Genomic DNA, 18886 nt, shown 5'->3' with positions numbered 1-18886 from the left:
AAAAAATAATATTCACTCTCTTGCTAATCAGTTTTATAACTCCACCATGGGATAGTGGGGAAATCCACGCAGAAGCATCTGTCAAGACCCATGCATATGAAGGTCTAGATGCCATGTTTGTTCTGGACGTGAGTTATTCCATGAATGAGACCGACAAAGATCGCATTGCAGAAGAAGTTATACATATGTTTATGGATATGAGTAGTGGACCTAAGACCCGTTTAGGCTTCGTAGCTTATAATGACAAGATCACCTCATCCATACCACTGATGGATATTTCATCCTCTGGGGCTCGCAATAATCTTCGGAGTCGTATTGATGGCTTAAAACGTTCAGGATATACAGATCTGGGACTTGGTTTACGCCGAGGTGCCAATCTGCTTGAACAATCTCATCCGGGTAAACGTAAACCATTTATGATCTTGCTCTCTGACGGAGAAACGGATTTGCGAGGATCGACGAGCAGAACATCAGCTGATTCATCCAAGGATGTGGACAAGGTTATTCAGATGGCGCAACAAGTCGGTTATCCCATCTATACTGTGGGACTTAATCGTGATGGAACAGTTAACCCTGCAGAACTGGAGCGCATTGCGAAGGAGACGGGCGGCACTTCATTTATCACCGGAAGTGCAGACGACCTGCCTGAGATTTTCAATCGTATTTTTGCAGATCAGCTTCAATCCGTTCTCGTATCTGTCGCGGCTGTAACCGCAACCGGGGCCATGCAGGAGGTAAGCGTAGATATTCCCAACTCCAGCATGGCGGATGCAAACATTATCATGCTCTCTGATCATGCTGTCTCAGAAGCGCAGCTCTATTATCAATCGAGTAATGTCAGCTTCATTCGGTCTGATAAATATGCCCTAATGAAGATCATTCGTCCGGATAAAGRAAAGTTCCAACTGAAGTTTAAAGGTCGTAGCGGCGATCTGGTCAAGATCAACCTGCTCGGCAATTACAATCTGTCTGCCGTTGCAAATATGGCAACGACGAAGCCAGTAAAGGGAAAAAGTATAACCTTTGAGGCCTCTCTCTATGATCAGACTGAGGACCCTAAACCCGTTAAGGATTTGGATGTGTATAAGGGACTGGAAGCGGAACTCCTTGTAACTCCATCTGACGGGAAGACGGAACGTATCCCTTTGAACAATACAGGTAGCGGGTTTACAGGAAAATATAATTTTTCCAAGTCGGATCTGTATACATGGGGACTACGGATCGACGGCCCAGACTTCTATCGGGAAATCACTCCGGTTGAAGTAGAGATTACAAATCAAGCCCCCACAGCCACCGGTGAATCTATCGTGTTATCCAAAGACGAGAGAAATACAGATGTAGACCTGAGCAACTATTTCAAGGATGCTAATAATGATCCGTTAACTTATGTCCTCGCTGAAGATGAAAATGAGCGCAAACTCGGAGATGCCTACATTGAAGATAAACTGCTGAAGTTTTCTTCTCTTCATACAGGAAGTTCAACGATCAGGGTGACAGCAACGGATACCGAAGGGGCAAGTGTAACTACAGAGATATCGTTGCGAATTCATTCTTTACGTGAAACGATCCTGTTATATTCGGGACTCGGCCTCCTTCTTGCTGGAGGTATTTTCGCACTGTATTGGTTCGTGCTGAAACCAAAACCCACATTCCGCGGAAGACTGGAAGGCTATTTTCTAGCTACTGCGAACGGCGAGGATATACCAGTGACAAATTGGCCACTCACATCCCTCGATCGCCGAAAGGTTAGTCTAAGTGAGTTGTTTGATCGCATGGACATCGGAATCAAAGTGCCCGAGTCAGAACGCATCTGGCTGGAAGCAGGAAAAAAAGAAACGTTATTGCTTCGACACGATACGAACTGTACAGTCGTTCGAGGTCGAACACCAGTAAAACGCAGACATACGGTAGCAATAGAATACAATGAAAAGATGTATATTACGTTTGAGGATGGTATTACGGAGATCGAAATTCGTTATAAAGCTATCAAACCGAGTACCAATATCTATGTGGGGCAGAAGAAAGATCCACAGTAAACGAAAGATTAACCAGTGTTCCATTGAAATATGCTCTAACTCCCCCTGAAAATAAAAATAAAGAAGCCAGTTCAACCCACCCAAGGGCAAGAACTGGCCTATTTATGTTGTTGGTTTATTTAATTGATAACAATTGAGATATCCTTGTGCCTCTGCTTTAATGACATACGATATGAGTGCTCAGGCCGTTTCGTGCTGCTTCTTCGGCTCTGGCTCGAATATCTGAGTATGCTCGTTATCCTCAAATTTCCATTCCATCTTGCCTGGTTTGCGCACCTTCCACACCAAAGCCTGGACACGCAGGGATGTTCTCACCCAGGTCAGGGAGGTACATCGTTTCTCTGAACGAACCATTAAGCCCCAGTGAATAACCCTTGCCAGCCATGGAGTCACATATTCATTATGCTTGCGTACCGACGGCAGCTCATCAATGAATAAACGCTGCTTCACATCCATAGGCGGCTGACCACAGGTCCAATAATGAAGCAAGGCAGACAAACTATAGATATCCGACATCGGCCCCTGCTCGGATTTTTCCGAATAGAATTCAAGCGGTGAATATCCCTTGGAGGTAAATATAGTCGGCTTTGCCCCGGACGGCATCGGCCAGCGCATTGCTGAACCGAAGTCAATCAATTTGGGCGTGCCATCCTCCATCACCATCACATTGGAAGGTTTGACATCCCGGTGAAGAATACCTTGTTTATGTATATAATCGAGCGTATCCACCAGTGGCAACAGAGTATCAGTGATAAAATCGGCCTGCAATGCGTGGTTACGCTCTTGTAAGTAATCGGTAAGAATCATACCTGTACAATATTCAGTGACCAGATACCCAGTACCATTGGCCTCAAAGTGATCCACATATGTAATGATGTGTGGGTGTTTGAGAGAAGACAACAGCTCGCCCTCCTGAAGAAATGCAGAGAGCAAATCGTGAAATTGTCCACCGTACCCTTTGGATGCACAAAATACACTGCGCTTGTCCGTCTGACGTGCAGCAATCCGATGTGGGAAAAATTCCTTTATGGCTACTTTGGCACCCGTCTGACGATTCCGTCCAACATATACAATAGCCAATTCACTGCTGGTCAGAACCTGTCTTATCTGATATGTATCGTTCAAAATGACATTGCGCTGCAATGTCATATTCCAGTTATCTTTTCTCATACCAAACCTCTTTTCAACCTTGTCGATCGGAAGACTTGCCGCATAATTGTGTAGTTGTGTAATTGTGTAGTTGTGTAATTGTGTAATTGATCCTCAGACTCCTCCGAAAAGAGTCCAATTAGATAGCAGTTCATCGCTAACCATCTATATAAACCAAACACTACCTTTTGAAACATTTGTTTGCGGAAAGTGCATTTTTGTTCAAGCTTCCGTTTTCTATACATAGATGTGTACATGCTCTTCTATACATAGTATCGACAGAAGGGGCAGTTTCGTTAATCCATTCGTCAAAATGCGAACTGCCCCACGTTCCCAAACTATTTCTGTCGTTGTATTACCTTCAATCATATTGCCTTCAAAATGGTATTACCGCTAATAATGCTTGCTTAAAAACTGCTGAATTTCCTCATTCATCTCACTAAGCACATCCTGAGAAGGGAAATGTCCCGTATCATATTTGATCGCTTGTACATTCGGAATAATTTTCTGAGCACGGTCAATACACTTATCTCCTGGGAAAAAGACATCCTTCTCACCCACTAGAAGTAATGTAGGCGAGGTATAATTTTCAAGTTCTTCCCGCTCTGCGAGTTTGGGCAAATCCTGCTCCAGACTGACATATTTGAATATTTTGCCGATCAAGTTTTTATCTGCTTCCTTCATACAATGGCATGACAGGTTATCCGTTATCTTTTGCAAAGAAGCTGGCGAAGAAGTCATCCGATACTTGACGAGTGGAAGTGTAATATCGTGAGCAGTTTTCATTTTGGAATTGACAGCAAGACCCGCAGGAGCCACCAACACCGARCACGCAATGCGTTCCGGAATATAAGTAGCCAGTCTGAGAATAATACCACCGCCAAAAGAAGGACCGATGAATGCACTTTGTTCAATGTTGTAATGATCCAGCAGATCGGATACCCACAAGGCCAAGCTGTCAAAACGTGCCGAAATGCTCGTTTCCTCGCTATAACCGGGATGCCCGATCGTATCCGGTGCAATGATGCGATAGGATTGAAATAACGACGAGAACCAGGACAGTGTCATCGGATTCACACAATTTCCACCCTGAAGAATAAATAATGGCTTGCCGTCTTCAGGCCCAGTCAACAACACATGTGTTTTTCCAAAACGTGTCTCCACATACTCTCTTGTAAACCCTTCACCCAGCTCACTCAAATAAATTTCGTACTCTTCCAGAATACTGCTCTTTCCTTCTTCACTTCTATAAATGGAACTCATGTCTGCCTCCTGCAATGTATACTCATCTCACCTATTACAGTGATCAAGACCGGGACATTCCCGGCCCAAAAATATATAAGGAGGGCCTGTTGGATGACAGGCTCCTCCATATGTGCGACTTATCATATGCTGATGATTATAGAATGGAAAATGGAAATTGTAAATATCGATTCTAATAGACAAGCTCAAAGCTTTCATTTTGGAGTTGAAATAAATCACTTTCTCCCATAATCCGCCTTGATCTCGCCCCACTGTTTCGTTTGCCATTTCAGTACTTTATTGGTGTACGTATTCGTGCGAAGCCACTGCTCTGCCCGATCAATCATCAACCAGATTTCTTCAGTCGAATGGTCACGCGGCAGGGTTGTTGCAACCTTTTTTTGCTTAAGCCACTTCATCGCATTTACGGAATCGGTATAGACCGTTTTGTTGCTGCCTTCTTTTTGGAGATAAGCCAGAGCATGCACGATGGCGAGAAATTCACCCAGATTGTTCGTACCTTTCGAGATCGGCCCCACGGAAAAAAGCACCTCGCCTGTGCGTGTGTCGACTCCTTTATACTCAACAGGCCCCGGATTGCCGCGTGTTCCCACATCTACAGAGATGCTGTCATAGTCAATTTCCTCGGATGTCTCCATCCCGGCACTTCTGCCGCTACTGCCTGACTTCGACTTGGACTTGGAAGCGCCACCTGCACTTGAACCCCAGTTCCCTTTCCAGCCAGCACGATACGCTGCTTCAGCGGCTTCCCTGGATTCATATGATTTATATTTGGCTCCGGCATATTGATCCGTCTGAGCCTTACATTCCGCCCAAGTGCTGTATACGCCCGGTTTCTTTCCTTCCCATACCACGTAATATTTCTGTTTCGCCATGCGTAACCGCTCCTTTGTTTACTGCATCAATATCCTATTGTAAACGATGGAGCAGGTAAAATGAAAGTTTATTACGGGTTAAGCAGTAGTACCGTTTGCACCACCCTGTCCACATCCTCTTCATAGTCGGTTATGTTCAGATCAACCGGAATATCAGGGTAAAGTGAATCTGTTTCCTCCTCTACCAAATGAAATTCCCTTGTACTATAAGAAATGTTTAGTCCCGATTCGGGAAGTTTAAACACTTTCACTTCTCCAGGCTTGTTCGGACTACTCTGAGTTGGCGAGCCAACCAATGTGGCCTGCAGCTTGTACTTCATGCTATACGCGTTGATTAAGGCTGAAGAAGCCGTGCCTTGGTTGATTAATACAAAAGTCTTACCCGTTAGTGCCGGAACCTCTTCCAACTTTTCAATCAACGGATCAAGCACCCACGAGGCTCCGCCGGGATTGTTTCTTAGATCAATTATTAGCTTCTCCACTTTATTACTATGTAAGGTCTTAAATACATTTTGCTCAAAATCAGTGATTGGATATGATTTATCTTCCGCACACATTCTGTAAGGTAGATATAACGCTCGATCCGATGGAAGATATTGAACATCATAGTTCAGATTCAGATTAGTTTGATTAAACGAAAACGTTCTTCGGGCAAGCATCTGTGGTAAATAATTTTGCGGCTCGACAGGAGTGACATCATATTCAATGATCGTTGAATCTTTCTTATGAAACGTCAGCTTGATCTCATCCTTGTTATCAAGGATACCCACACCATGAAGAACAGAGGGATATAGTAGATAAAGAGGCAGGTTGTGTTGAAGCCCATACACATTTTCATAGGCAATGACTTGCTCTAACGCTTTCATTACATCCTCTATACTCGTATCCTGCACTTTGATCAGCTTCCCGTATATGACATCCTTGTACTGAGGGTGAACGCCGTTCACATATATGTTCCCTTACTGATAAAAAAAATGAAATGGCAGCACCTGCTCCCTTTCATCCAGATCAATATGCGTATGTAACTGATGAATGGACGATATCGCTTTAAAAAGCTCCATTTTGACTTCATCATCACTTCTGTAACTGTTCAAGTTGGATACAATAGAACTCATCTGCTTCTTAAAATGTTCAGCACGGTGTGAGTCGTTGCTGAGCCCAATCTCTTTTTCAGGAAACTGCTCTAGGATTAATTCGAGATCAGGCCTCCAGTTCATTGTTAAATCGTTGGTTGCATTACTGCATGCGCTCAATAGCATCAAGATACACAGCATACTGCAAGCGACCTTTACCCGCAAATATATCGTAACGCTTGATTCATCAAGTTCTCCTTTCATAGCACATGCGTGCCATCCATCAAGTGGAAGATCGTATGAGTATAGCGAACCTGAATGAGTTATCCTGTGAGGAAAGTTACAATATATCCCTTTATATCCTTTTTAAATTTTTATAAGCATGTTGTATCGCATATTCCCTCCCATCCCGGAACAGTCTAATAATCAGCGTTCAATTAGGAAAAGAAAGGATGTCTTGCATGGATTGGATCTGGAAATCCGTCTTGCTTGTTCTCGTTGGCATGATTCTGCTGCGCATCGCAGGGCGTAAATCTATCTCACAGATGAGTGTGGCAACAACCGTTATTATGATCTCGATCGGGACAACCATCGTACAGCCGATTGCCAATCATGAACTGGGTAAAGCGATTGGCTCCGCTGCCGTATTTATTGTAACTTTGCTCGTTGTGGAGCAATTACAGATGAAATTTAACATGTTTGAACGATTAATGAGCGGACGCTCCAAAGTGGTTGTGGAGGATGGTAAAGTTATCATTCCGAATCTGAGACGAATGCGGTATACGATAGATCAGCTCGAGATGCACCTAAGACAGGCGGGTATCCGAAGTGTAAATGACCTGGAAACGGCAACCGTGGAACCGAATGGCCAGCTTGGCTATGTTCTGAAGCCGGAAGCGCGCCCCGTCACTGTAAAAGATCTGGAGCAATTATTGCAAAGCTATGGCTTGGCTCGATCCAGTGGCGGGATGCCCCAGTTTGAACAACGGCCCGAAGAGAAGCAGAGTAATGCTTCAGCAAACCGTGGAAGTGAAGATGAAGATTCGGCTAATATTTTTGAAGAGGTCAGCAGCGGGAAGCATTCACATCGAGTAGACTCCAGGCTGGAATAGATGTTATAAACCTCCGAATTCCGGATTATCGTGTGCTCAAATAGGCAATTCCCAAACCTCCGGTGACCGGATTCTGGTAAATCTCACATTCCACCTCAAATACCTCGCCAATGATCTCACGAGTCAAAATATCGGCAGGAGTGCCATGAACAACAACTTGCCCTTGCTTGACCACATAGAGATAATCACAGTAGGCTGCCGCAAGTTCAAGATCATGCAGTGCTGCCAAAATTCCGATGTCCAGTCCGCGAACAATATTCAATATTTGTAGCTGGTACTTGATATCCAGATGATTGGTCGGCTCGTCCAGAATCAGAAATTCCGGTTGCTGCGCAAGTACACGAGCCAGAATGACACGTTGCTTCTCCCCGCCGGACAGAGACGTATAATTGCGACCTGCATGTCCGGTCAGCTGCACTTTTTCCAGTGCCATCTCCACAATCTGCTCGTCCTTTGCATTATCGGTCTCCAGCAGCTTCTTATGCGGTGTACGCCCCATCATAACCATCTCACGAACGGTAAAATCAAAGCTTAATTCGTTAAACTGACCTACAACCCCCATCTGCCTGGCCGTGACTTTGGGACTCGATTTCAGAATATCAGTATCTCCCAGCATAACGCTGCCCTGCTTCGGTTTAATGACTTTATAAATGCTTTTGAGCAATGTCGATTTGCCGCAGCCGTTCGGTCCAATTAACCCGACGAATTGTTTCTCTCTCACCTGAAGTGAAATATCACGCACGATATCCGTATCCTGCACGGAAAAAAATATGTTATCAACCGTTAATTGCATGTTATTTCCCTCCAAAGCCATAGCCTTTTTTGACAAGCATGTACATAAACATCGGTGCACCAATCATCGCTGTAATAATGCCGATGGGCAGTTCAACGCTGGAGATTAGCGATCTCGCAATGACGTCTGTCCAAATCAGGAATATCGCGCCGAACAATACCGAAACAGGCATCACTTTACGATGGTCCGAACCGACGATCCCTCTCACGATATGAGGAATGATTAATCCGACAAAACCGATCATGCCGCAGCTAGCAACCATCACACCCGTTACGAGTGCAGTTAATATCATGTACAGTCTGCGATATAAACTCAGGTTAATCCCCAAAGTAACTGCAGCTTCATCGCCCAGTAACATCGTGTTTAACACACGGGACTGCAGTAGGAAAAACAATATGGCGGTGAGCACGACTATGCCTATCAGGGGCAGCTTGTTCCACCCGGAAGCGGCAAGACTGCCCATCGTCCAGAATGTGACTGTTTTGATGCCCTCTGCATTATTCGCAAAATAGATAATGAAGTTGGAAAACGCACTGCATAGTGCATTAATAACCATACCCGCAAGCACCAGCTTGACTGACGTCATTTTGCCCCGGATTCCGGCCAGTGTCAGAACAAGCAAAGATGCACCCATAGCTCCGGAAAACGCCCAAAAGGCAACGCCAGTCTGTCCTAGCCAGCTAATTGCACCAAAACCGATGAGAATCGCAAAGGTAGCCCCGAGCGAGGCTCCTGAGGAAATGCCAAGGATGTAAGGGTCCGCCAGTGGATTCTGCACAGCCGCCTGCATAACGGCACCACATAAGGCGAGACCCGCACCGATAAACATCGCCATTAATACACGCGGGAAGCGAATCTGCCAGATAATATCCGTGAAGGAGCCTGCTGCAAGCGGCTTGCCTCCCCACTCCATTCCCGTTATTTTGGCTAAAAGAATACGGTAGGACTCTCCGAGCGGAATACGAACTTGTCCAATAGAGACGGCAAACCCTGCGGAAATCAGTACCATCACGATTAATGCTGCAATAAGTAGGGTAAAACCTGTTTTGCTGTGAATCAGGGATTCTTTTTTCCCCAAGTGCTGTGTGCCAGCCTGAATCGTCTGTGCCATTTCTTCCCCCATGAATTCTATTAAAATTGTGCAAAACTTAAATTAGCTATTTACAAAGTATTTTCCCGGATTATAATTGAGAATGATTATCTTTGTCAATTAATATACAAACAAAAAGGGGTTATTACCATGTTGAAATGCTCGTCCAGAACCACTTTATTTGCTGCGCTAACTCTGTTATTACTGCTGCTGTCGGCATGCTCATCCAATACGTCCACACCATCCACAGCCGAAAATAAGGCTTCCCAAACAGGGACAACCGAAGCTGCTGCACCTGCGGGAACGGCTAATCAAACGACCTATCCGCTTACCGTCGAAAACTTCTCTATGTCTGGTGAAGGCGGAGAATGGAAACCCAAAGCACAGGTGTTTGATAAGGCACCCGAGCGTGTTGTTGCCAATACTCAATCCGCTGCCGAAATGCTGATCAAGCTGGGCCTGACGGATAAAATGGTCGGGGTTGCTGCACTTTATGGCGCGGTAACACCCGATGTAGCTGACGAATTCGCCAAAATTCCAGTGTTGTCCGAGAATTACGTGGGCAAGGAGCTTGTTGTTGGCGCCAGCCCGGATCTGGTCTTTGGACGAGGTGATCTGTTTGCAGACGCTGACTGGGGTGTGGGAAGCGTAGACGGACTAAATGAGATGAACATCCGTACCTTCATGCAAACGACCAATCACAAGGGAACGCTCGAAAACCTCTACAGCGATATTACGCAGCTTGGTCTTATCTTTGATGTACAGGAAAAAGCCACACAATTTATCGACAGCCTGAAAACACGGACGGAGGCGATCAAAGCCAGTGTCGCTGATCAACCGGAGCACAGCTTTGCATATATCGTACCCGCTACAGAAGACAGCATTACCGTAAGCAGCATGCAGAACGATACGTATCAGCTTGATGCGCTCAGCCTGTTGAAGCTAAACAATGTATTTGATGGCGTACAAGGCGACGTCAGCGTAGAACAGTTGATTACAGCGAATCCGGATTACCTGCTACTCTCGGCTTACAGCGGATCACCCGATATTAACAAGCTGATTCAGAATCTGTATGCCAACCCTGCGTTGCAAAGCATGAAGGCTATTCAGAACAAACAAATCTACGTGACCGATTTCAGCCAGTTCTGGGGATACGGATATCAAATTATTGACGGTGTTGAAAAAATGGAAAAAGAAATGAAAGCTAATCCGATCCAATAGTTCGGTATCTGTAATGTACAAATGAATTGAATTAATGCATGGATAAACCCGGGAACAAGAGGAGACTTTTCCCACGTTCCCGGGTCTATGCTTGACATTAGTTTGATATCAAATTATATTACAAAGATGAAAACTAGAGATACTATTTCACTTATATCCAAAATTAAAGAGAAAACCAGTCGTTTTATTTTGACCGAAATGGCCGAACAAGGCATCCACGATCTGGCTACATCCCATGGAGATATCATCTACGCCCTCTATAATCATCAGCATATGACCATGGCGGAGATTGCAAAGAACATTCGTAAAGATAAATCCACGGTAACCGCGCTTGTGGACAAATTGGTACGAACCGGATACGTCGCCAAAGAGCGAGATGCAACCGATTCACGCATCGTTCATGTAGCTTTGACTACCAAAGGCGAAGCATTACAACCCATCTTTGAGGATATCTCGCAGCGATTGCTGGACACCTTTTATGCAAATGTTACAGACGATGAGAAAAAAGAACTGCTTCGCATATTGATCAAAATTCACGATAACTTTTAATTTTTTTTGGATTTATAGTTTGATATCAAACTAATTATCAAGGAGGATTTTATATGACAGATTACACCCAATTTTTACCTGAACATGAGGTGCATCACATTGGAAAATACGAGCTTTACGTTGAAGTTTATAAGGGAAATCAAGCATTAACCACAAAAATGATGAGCACATCTCCTCCGCTTTTATTTGTTCACGGGGCATACACAGGCAGCTGGATGTGGAGTAAGTACCTCCCCCACTTTGTCGAGCATGGATGGACTTGTTATGCAATGAATCTCAGAAGCCACTTTAGAAGCCGGGTGATGGACATGACTCAAATTTCGGTGGAGGATTATTTGGATGACATTCGTGAGGTGCTGTCCCTGCTTGATGAACCTCCTATATTGGTGGGCTTCAGCATGGGCGGTATACTCAGCCAAAAGATTGCAGAGACCGCTGACTTGGCAGGTTTAATTATCATCGACACCAGTATTAGCAAAGAAGTTCATGATGCCCTGCCCTACCCTGAAACGGATCGAATTGAACCAGGAATAATCATGCCAGCACCATTACGTGAGGAGAACGAAACGATCGATGAAACCGCAGAGGATATCGACTTTCAACGGCACTATTTGCAAATGGAGTCGGCAAAAGCATTTCGAACCTTTTCCGCCCTCTGCGGGGCAAAAGGGATATCTATTGACGGGAGTCTGATTACTTGTCCCGGTCTGGTGATTAAAGCTGTGTTGTCAGAGGACGAGCATCAAAGAGGACAATTAACCGCGAAGCAGCTAGGAGCCAGTTATGCCGGGCTTTGGGATACAACACATACGGGCTTGCTTGTGGGTCAGCGATATAAGGAAGCCGTCAATTTAATACTCAAGTGGTTAAACAGACAACACCAGTAAATTCTCTACTCCCACAAGATTGAACTGAAACCGAATATGCCGGTCTATTTCGTTCATGTAAATCACATCTTTGAATAGTTAAGATTTATCTAATAATAACCTTAAATCTATTTGAAAACTCCCCTCAATACCTTTAGTAAGTTATGTAATACAACATTCATTATTTATATAATAAGCACAGTCGCAATAATCAATTACTAAAGTAGAGGAAAGGAAAATAGAAATGGGGAAAATACACGCAACAAAATTTCAAACTTATGTGGATCAGGCCATTGACCGCGCCATCATCGAAAAAAGAATCGTAGGAACGGTTGTACAGGTTGCATTCGGAGGAGAAGTTATCTACAGCCGGGCTGCTGGTTATGCAGACAGGGAGCAAAAGCGTACCATGGAAGAAAATTCCTTGTTTCGACTTGCTTCCGTAACTAAACCCATTGTGTCGACAGCGGCTCTGGCATTGGTATCCCAGGGAAAGCTGAATCTGCCTGATCCGGTGACTCACTGGCTACCTGCATCCGGCCCAAGCTTCCTCATGGTCAGGAAGCTCAAATCACAATTCAGCAGTTGATGACACACACCGCAGGTTTGACCTATCGCTTCTTCCAGGAAGACCAAGGCACTTATGAACGTGCAGGGGTCTCGGATGGTATGGATTTATCTGAAATTAGTCTGGAGGAGAATCTCCAAAGGCTTGCTTCTGTTCCTCTTTTGTATGAGCCAGGAAACATGTGGAGATATTCCATCGCGACAGATGTACTCGGAGCCGTTATTGAAAAGGTAACCGGAATGTCATTAAGAGAAGCTGTCCAATTGTTGGTTACTCATCCTCTTCACATGACCGACACTGATTTTGTTGCCGTCGATTCGAATCGGTTGACCGCTGCATATGCAGATGGTTCTGATGAGCCTCGTCTTCTCCATAATGAGTTAGAGCAGGTTCCTTTTATTGAAGGTACTGCCGGTTTCCAGCTTGCCCCCAACCGTGCGAATAACACTTCTGTCTATGCATCAGGCGGAGCGGGTATGGTTGGGAGTGCCGGAGATTTTCTTACTTTACTTGAGACATTGCGACAAGGGGGACATCCTATTCTAACGAATGCTGTTGCCACCGAGATGGCTGCGAATCAAATCGGTGAACTTGAGATGCCGTATTGGCCAGGAAGAGGCTTTGGGCTTGGATTTACGATACTGAAAGTTCCCGTTGTAGCTGGTACACCCGAATCCCCGGGGACGTGGCGGATGGGTGGAACCTACGGTCATTCCTGGTTTGTTGATCCCAAAGAAGAACTTAGTGTTGCAGCATTCACCAATACGGCACTTGAAGGAATGTCAGGCCAATTCACTACCGATATCTGTGATGCGATCTATGCAGGCATTCGTGAGAGCAAAAAGACTGCAAAAATATAAAGAGCGTAAATACCCGCCCAATCAGCATTGGGCGGGTCTATTCATTAACGAAGCTAGGTTCTGCTAGTTGTTACTACCCAAGTTTCTCCTCTTAAAAAGATAAATCCCGGCAACCAGGATAAACCAAACTGGCGTGACAAATAACGCCATCCGTGTATCCTCAGCCAGTGCCAATACCACCAGCACAAACGCGAGAAAAGCTAAAATCAAAACGTTTGAAAACGGATAAAGCGGCAGTTTGAAGCGGCTGCGAGTTGCCAGTTCGGGCTGCGTACGACGATATTTGAAATGACAGATCACCATGATTCCCCAGACAAATATAAAACATACCGTTGATACACTGGTAATCAGTGTGAATACCCCTTCCGGCATGATGTAGTTCAGCACAATCGCAATAAAGATGACAATCGTGGAGAAAAATAGCGCATTGGCTGGAACCTTCCTTTTATTTACACGCGCAAACGAATCAGGGGCGTTCTGATCTTTCGCCATGGAGTAGATCATCCGGCTTGTACTGAAAATCGCACTGTTACATGCGGATGCCGCGGAGGTCAACACTACGAAATTCACCACACCAGCAGCCGCCGCAATCCCCACTGCGGCAAATACCTGCACAAACGGGCTTTCGGTTGGCAAAATCGCACTCCAAGGATAGATGCTCATAATAATGAACAAAGCACCCACGTAGAAAAGCAGTACCCGAATCGGAATCTGATTAATAGCTTTTGGAATGACCTTTTCGGGATTTTCCGTCTCTCCTGCGGTCAATCCGACGAGTTCCATCCCCACAAATGCAAAAACGACCATCTGAAACGAGATAATGAAGCCATGCATTCCATTCGGAAACCAGCCCCCGTGACTCCACAGGTTAGTAAAGCTTGCTGAGCCCTGATTGGTTGTAAAACCTGTAAAGATCATATACAAACCAACTACAATAAGTGCCAAAATAGCGATAACTTTAATCAAGGCAAACCAAAACTCCATCTCCCCAAACAGCTTGACCGTAGCCAAATTCATCACCAGCAAAATGACCAAGGCAATTAGTCCCGGCATCCATTGAGGTACGTTCGGAAACCAGAACTGCGTGTATAAACCAACAGCCGTAATATCAGCCATCGCGATGGATATCCAGCAGAACCAATAGGTCCAGCCCGTAATAAACGCCGCCATATTTCCCAGGTAATCACGCACGAAATCCACAAAGGAATGATATTGCAAATTGCTCAGCAGCAGCTCTCCAAGCGCCCTCATGATCAGGAATAAGACAATGCCTGTAATGATGTACGCCAGCAGAATGGATGGACCGGTTAGCTGGATTGTTTTGCCCGCCCCGAGAAACAACCCCGTTCCAATCGCCCCTCCAATTGCCATCAGCTGTACATGTCTGTTTTTCAGACCCCTTGTTAATGTTTCTTGCTGCATGGTACACCACCACTCTCTTTCTGTGCTTTCTCTCTCTCTGATGCAAAATAATATACCATCTAATATATAATAATCTTCCCTGAATACCTATCATTCTTTTTGATTATTTTTATTTTGATTATTTCTATAATGAATCAGATTTCGAAGCGTATATGACTTCAATTTTTATCGAGGTCAGTGGAATGTAAACAAGCTACCGCCTGTATGATACAGACAGCAGCTTGAAGTTGCTTAACCTTATTCAGTTTGTTGCGGGAATCAATCCCCTCCCTCGTACCACAGCTCCAGCGGCAAACCGACCAGGGATTTTCCAATCCACTCTCTGGCAATGTTGTTGGAGGGACCCATGGCGATTCCTGCACGTGCATCACGGAAGAGGCGTTCAAACACGCCTTTTTTATAACCATAACCTCCGGTAACATCCAGCGCTGCTTTGGTCGCTTTGTTAGCAACTTCCGCAGCATGAATTTTGAACTCAACCAGCGGCAGGAACAGCTCAACTTGCGGTCTTCCCTGTGCCTGAAGTTCATCCAGCTGCTTCGCAAGAGATAACTGCCACGGCTTCAGGCTGGAGATCAGCACCTTCACTTCAGCCAACTGCTGGCGGATGATCTGGTAATCAGCCAAACGCTTGTTAAAGTCGCGATGAACCATGCCCTTCACATATTCGGACGCAGCCTCAAGTGCTGCCTCGGCAACTCCAAGCCAGGTGGAGCCCAGACCGATCAGATATACGGGGGATACACCACTTTCCAGAATTTCGCGTCCCTGTCCCTCCGTACCGAGCTTATCCTGGGCTGCAATCCGGACGCCTTCGTATGTGATCGGGCCACTATGGTTCCCCCGAACCCCGAGTGCATCCCAGACCCCCGAAGTAATGCCTTCCAGTTGTCCATCGACAAGGAAAAAGCTCACATCTGTCGGCGTTTGTGCTCCTGGCGTGCGGGTCTGGGTCACATAAAAATCAGCTTGTCCCGAGCTTGTCGTGAACGACTTTTCGGCATTCAGAATGTAATCCTCTCCGTCCCGGGAAGCCTCGCTGAAATTAAACCACCAGTGACCTCCCGAAGCGCGTTCGCTAGTAGAGTACGTACCAATCGCCCCATTGCGCACCGGCTTTAGCCAGCGCTCCTTCTGATCCTCATTTCCATAGAGGGCTATCGTCTGAACGGCTCCGACATGCATGACATACACCAGTGAGGTTGAAGGGCATCCCTTGGCAATTTCTTCTGCCGCAATCGCAAAGGCAACATGATCCAGTCCCCGTCCATCAAAGCGCTCGGGAATCAGCACGCCATTCCACCCGTTCTCGGCAAGCACGGCCAGATTCTCACGCGGGAACCGTCCCTCACGGTCAATCAGCTCTGCACGTGGTTTAATGGCTTCGTCGACAATGCCCCGAATTTCAGCTCTCAATTGCTCATAGTCAGGCAGGGTGTGAATCGTGTTTGATTGAATACTCATTGCGTCATCTCTCCTCTAATTAAAATAAAAATTCATCCCTCAATAACACGGATACAGATGTGCCAATTCAATTTACTTCATTGCATTACGTCTATCAAAAATCGATGGTCTGCTCATGTAGCCGTAACCCGGCTCAGCGCAGCCTCCTTCTCTTTAACCAGCGGGATGACCTTCTCACCGAAAGCCTGAATATCCTCATCGTAATGAAGAAAGCCGATCAGGACGAGGTCTACTCCAATCTTTTTCAACGCAATGATGCGGTCTGCCACCTGCTCCGGGGTACCAATCAAACCTGTTTTGAACCCGTCATTATATTGCACCAGGTCGTCAAAATTGGAATTCGCCCACATTCCCTCCTGTTCAGGGGATGCTTTGCCTGCAAATTGGACCTGACTGCGGAAGCCCTCCACCGCCTCGGGGTCAGCATATCGAATAATTTGACGCAGTACCTCCACCGCTTCTTCTTCCGTATCCCGCACGATGGCAAATGCATTGACTCCGAATCGCAGCTTGCGGTTATAAGACGCAGCCCGCTCAGTCACATCTTCGATCTGGGTACGGAAACCATCGATGGTATTCCCGTTCATGAAATACCAATCCGAGACTCGTGCAGCCATGTCGCGTGCAGCCGCTGAATTTCCTCCTTGAAACACAGGGGGAATTACAGTCGGTTTGGGTTTGTGTGGCGCTTCATGAATACGGTAAAAGTCACCCTGGTGATTGGCATTGTCTTGCGTCCACAGCTCCTTAAGCACACGGATGAACTCTTCGGAGCGACGATAACGCTCGTTATGGTCCAGCCACGGTTCTCCGAATCCATGAAACTCTCCCTTGAACCAGCCGCTGACAATATTTACAGCAACCCGTCCCTGGCTGATATGATCGATCGTCGTGATCGCTTTGGCTACCGGACCGGGATGCCATAACCCTGGCAATATAGCTGCTATCAGCTTCAAACGATCTGTAACCACAGCGAGTGCAGAGGCCAGTGCAATGGCTTCCAGTTGATTTTCAGCCCCGTAGCTGGCCATAAATCTGGTTTGCAATAACGCATAATCAAAGCCCGCTTCTTCTGCGATCCTGGCATACCTTGCGTTATCCTCAAATGACCAGCCTGTTTTTTGCGGGATGCTGGAGATAACCAGACCGCCACTTACATTAGGAACCCAATACGCAAATTGCATAGACATGTTCAATCACCTCTTCAATGGAATGAATTATAGGTAAGGACCAAGGCCCTCTCTACCAGAGCGGAATACAACAAAAAGACACCTTCAACCTATACATGTGAGGTGCCTTTAGTTCGTCTAATCGGCCAGAATATGATGTTTTCAAATAGAGATATCGTAAAGAGCAGACAGCATCATTTGGAAGCCGCAGGCGCTTTTACCACATGATCAGGAAGGGTATTATTGGCAATCATCTCGCCAAAAGGACTGATAAATGACCGTTCGCCGTTGTTCCCGTATTGTGCATAATTCAGCTTCGGAAACAACAGCTCGGCAGTACGGTAGGCTTCTTCCAAATGCGGGTACCCAGACATGATGAAGGTTTCAATACCCAATGCCTCGTACTCCCTCATTCGCTCTGCAACCTGGTCGGGATCGCCTACAAGCGCTGTACCGGCACCGCCTCTGACCAGCCCAATGCCTGCCCACAGATTCGGGCTGATCTCCAGATTGGAACGATCCCCGTTATGCAGACTTGCCATCCGCTGTTGACCGACGGAATCCATGCGAGCATAGATCTTCTGGGCGGAAGCAATGGTCTCTTCATCCAGATGAGAGATCAGGTCATTCGCGGCCTGCCAGGCCTCTTCTGCGGTTGAACGAACGATCACATGAAGCCGGATGCCGAAGCGCAAACTTCTTCCCTTTTTGGCAGCAAGCTCTCGCATTCGGTTGATCTTGGCCTCTACCTGGTCAGGCGGTTCACCCCAAGTCAGGTATACATCCACATGCTCGGCTGCCACCTCCATGGCAGCATCAGAGGAGCCCCCAAAATAAAGCGGAGGATAAGGCTTCTGAATGGTTGGATACAGAACCGCTCCGCCGTGGACCTTTAAATATTTGCCGTCAAAATCGACTTCTTCGCCAGCCAGTTCCTTGCGCCATATGGTTAGAAATTCATCTGTCAATGCGTAGCGCTCATCATGATCCAAGAATACCCCGTCCCCCTCAAGCTCGATCGGGTCACCTCCGGCTACAACATTGATCAGCAGTCTTCCTTTGGAAAAGCGATCCAATGTACTTGCCATTCGTGCCGCCGTGGTAGGCAGCATCAGCCCCGGACGCGCAGCGACCAGGAATTTCAGCTTGTCCGTTACCGATACCAGCGAGGAAGCAACGATCCAGGCGTCTTCACAGGATTTTCCCGTAGGCAGCAGCACGCCTGCAAACCCAAGTTCATCGGCGGCTTGTGCTACCTGCTTGCAATAGTGATAGGTCACTGCTCTGGCGCCTTCTCTTGTGCCCAGAAATCTTCCATCCCCATGTGTCGGGATAAACCAAAACAATTCCATTTTTTCTCTCCTCCTGTTCATATG

Annotated in this window: 18 protein-coding genes; 7 read left to right on the top strand and 11 right to left on the bottom strand. The window is 46.2% G+C overall.

Annotated elements, in window-relative coordinates; translation table 11 throughout:
• Window positions 1-113: 113 nt before the first annotated feature.
• The gene (locus tag AB4Z30_RS25610) at window positions 114-2036 is read left to right on the top strand and encodes a vWA domain-containing protein (RefSeq protein WP_441930259.1); all 1923 of its coding nucleotides are present in this window, start codon (window positions 114-116) and stop codon (window positions 2034-2036) included.
• Window positions 2037-2216: 180 nt separating this feature from the next.
• Here AB4Z30_RS25610 and AB4Z30_RS25605 read toward each other — a convergent pair whose 3' ends face one another.
• The 5 genes from AB4Z30_RS25605 to AB4Z30_RS25585 all read right to left on the bottom strand — a co-directional run bounded on the left by AB4Z30_RS25605 (window position 2217) and on the right by AB4Z30_RS25585 (window position 6660).
• The gene (locus tag AB4Z30_RS25605; RefSeq protein WP_441930258.1) at window positions 2217-3206 is read right to left on the bottom strand and encodes a serine/threonine protein kinase; all 990 of its coding nucleotides are present in this window, start codon (window positions 3204-3206) and stop codon (window positions 2217-2219) included.
• Between the two features lie 372 nt (window positions 3207-3578).
• Window positions 3579-4448 carry an alpha/beta fold hydrolase gene (locus AB4Z30_RS25600; protein WP_441930257.1) on the bottom strand — a complete coding sequence of 290 codons (870 nt, stop codon included), beginning with the start codon at window positions 4446-4448 and terminating at the stop codon, window positions 3579-3581.
• A gap of 215 nt (window positions 4449-4663) precedes the next feature.
• A complete protein-coding gene (rnhA, locus tag AB4Z30_RS25595; protein WP_441930256.1) occupies window positions 4664-5323 on the bottom strand; it encodes a ribonuclease H in 660 nt (219 codons plus the stop codon).
• 71 nt (window positions 5324-5394) lie between these two features.
• A complete protein-coding gene (locus tag AB4Z30_RS25590) occupies window positions 5395-6270 on the bottom strand; it encodes a hypothetical protein (RefSeq protein WP_441930255.1) in 876 nt (291 codons plus the stop codon).
• Between the two features lie 12 nt (window positions 6271-6282).
• On the bottom strand, window positions 6283-6660 hold the full coding sequence (locus tag AB4Z30_RS25585) for a hypothetical protein (RefSeq protein WP_441930254.1): 378 nt from the start codon (window positions 6658-6660) through the stop codon (window positions 6283-6285).
• A gap of 197 nt (window positions 6661-6857) precedes the next feature.
• Between AB4Z30_RS25585 and AB4Z30_RS25580 the strand changes: the two genes are divergently transcribed.
• A complete protein-coding gene (locus tag AB4Z30_RS25580) occupies window positions 6858-7508 on the top strand; it encodes a DUF421 domain-containing protein (RefSeq protein ID WP_441930253.1) in 651 nt (216 codons plus the stop codon).
• Between the two features lie 25 nt (window positions 7509-7533).
• Here the strand turns inward: AB4Z30_RS25580 and AB4Z30_RS25575 are convergent, their stop codons facing one another.
• Both AB4Z30_RS25575 and AB4Z30_RS25570 read right to left on the bottom strand, forming a co-directional pair.
• Window positions 7534-8301 carry an ABC transporter ATP-binding protein gene (locus tag AB4Z30_RS25575; RefSeq protein WP_145413820.1) on the bottom strand — a complete coding sequence of 256 codons (768 nt, stop codon included), beginning with the start codon at window positions 8299-8301 and terminating at the stop codon, window positions 7534-7536.
• 1 nt (window position 8302) lies between these two features.
• The gene (locus AB4Z30_RS25570) at window positions 8303-9412 is read right to left on the bottom strand and encodes a FecCD family ABC transporter permease (RefSeq protein WP_441930252.1); all 1110 of its coding nucleotides are present in this window, start codon (window positions 9410-9412) and stop codon (window positions 8303-8305) included.
• A 129-nt stretch (window positions 9413-9541) separates the two neighbouring features.
• Between AB4Z30_RS25570 and AB4Z30_RS25565 the strand changes: the two genes are divergently transcribed.
• From AB4Z30_RS25565 to AB4Z30_RS25545, 5 genes are all read left to right on the top strand, one after another.
• On the top strand, window positions 9542-10612 hold the full coding sequence (locus AB4Z30_RS25565) for an ABC transporter substrate-binding protein (RefSeq protein ID WP_441930251.1): 1071 nt from the start codon (window positions 9542-9544) through the stop codon (window positions 10610-10612).
• Between the two features lie 126 nt (window positions 10613-10738).
• Complete coding sequence (locus tag AB4Z30_RS25560; protein WP_441930250.1) at window positions 10739-11161, top strand: MarR family winged helix-turn-helix transcriptional regulator; 423 nt, start codon at window positions 10739-10741, stop codon at window positions 11159-11161.
• Window positions 11162-11214: 53 nt separating this feature from the next.
• A complete protein-coding gene (locus AB4Z30_RS25555) occupies window positions 11215-12048 on the top strand; it encodes an alpha/beta hydrolase (RefSeq protein ID WP_441930248.1) in 834 nt (277 codons plus the stop codon).
• A gap of 223 nt (window positions 12049-12271) precedes the next feature.
• The gene (locus AB4Z30_RS25550) at window positions 12272-12616 is read left to right on the top strand and encodes a serine hydrolase domain-containing protein (RefSeq protein ID WP_441930247.1); all 345 of its coding nucleotides are present in this window, start codon (window positions 12272-12274) and stop codon (window positions 12614-12616) included.
• The gene (locus AB4Z30_RS25545) at window positions 12616-13455 is read left to right on the top strand and encodes a serine hydrolase domain-containing protein (protein ID WP_441930246.1); all 840 of its coding nucleotides are present in this window, start codon (window positions 12616-12618) and stop codon (window positions 13453-13455) included. The genes AB4Z30_RS25550 and AB4Z30_RS25545 overlap by 1 nt, the downstream gene beginning before the upstream one ends.
• Window positions 13456-13518: 63 nt before the next feature.
• On the opposite strand, the gene AB4Z30_RS25540 is transcribed toward AB4Z30_RS25545, so the two are convergent.
• From AB4Z30_RS25540 to ssuD, 4 genes are all read right to left on the bottom strand, one after another.
• Window positions 13519-14877, bottom strand: a complete 1359-nt coding sequence (locus AB4Z30_RS25540) for an amino acid permease (RefSeq protein ID WP_441930245.1) — start codon at window positions 14875-14877, stop codon at window positions 13519-13521.
• Between the two features lie 258 nt (window positions 14878-15135).
• A complete protein-coding gene (locus AB4Z30_RS25535; RefSeq protein WP_441930244.1) occupies window positions 15136-16341 on the bottom strand; it encodes an acyl-CoA dehydrogenase family protein in 1206 nt (401 codons plus the stop codon).
• A gap of 113 nt (window positions 16342-16454) precedes the next feature.
• On the bottom strand, window positions 16455-17531 hold the full coding sequence (gene sfnG, locus AB4Z30_RS25530) for a dimethylsulfone monooxygenase SfnG (protein WP_441930243.1): 1077 nt from the start codon (window positions 17529-17531) through the stop codon (window positions 16455-16457).
• Between the two features lie 173 nt (window positions 17532-17704).
• On the bottom strand, window positions 17705-18862 hold the full coding sequence (gene ssuD / locus AB4Z30_RS25525; RefSeq protein ID WP_441930242.1) for an FMNH2-dependent alkanesulfonate monooxygenase: 1158 nt from the start codon (window positions 18860-18862) through the stop codon (window positions 17705-17707).
• Between the last annotated feature and the right edge of the window lie 24 nt (window positions 18863-18886).

Source organism: Paenibacillus sp. 2TAF8 (assembly GCF_052114825.1).
In the GTDB taxonomy this organism is placed as follows: domain Bacteria; phylum Bacillota; class Bacilli; order Paenibacillales; family Paenibacillaceae; genus Paenibacillus.
This window is presented reverse-complemented; position numbering and strand designations above follow the sequence as displayed.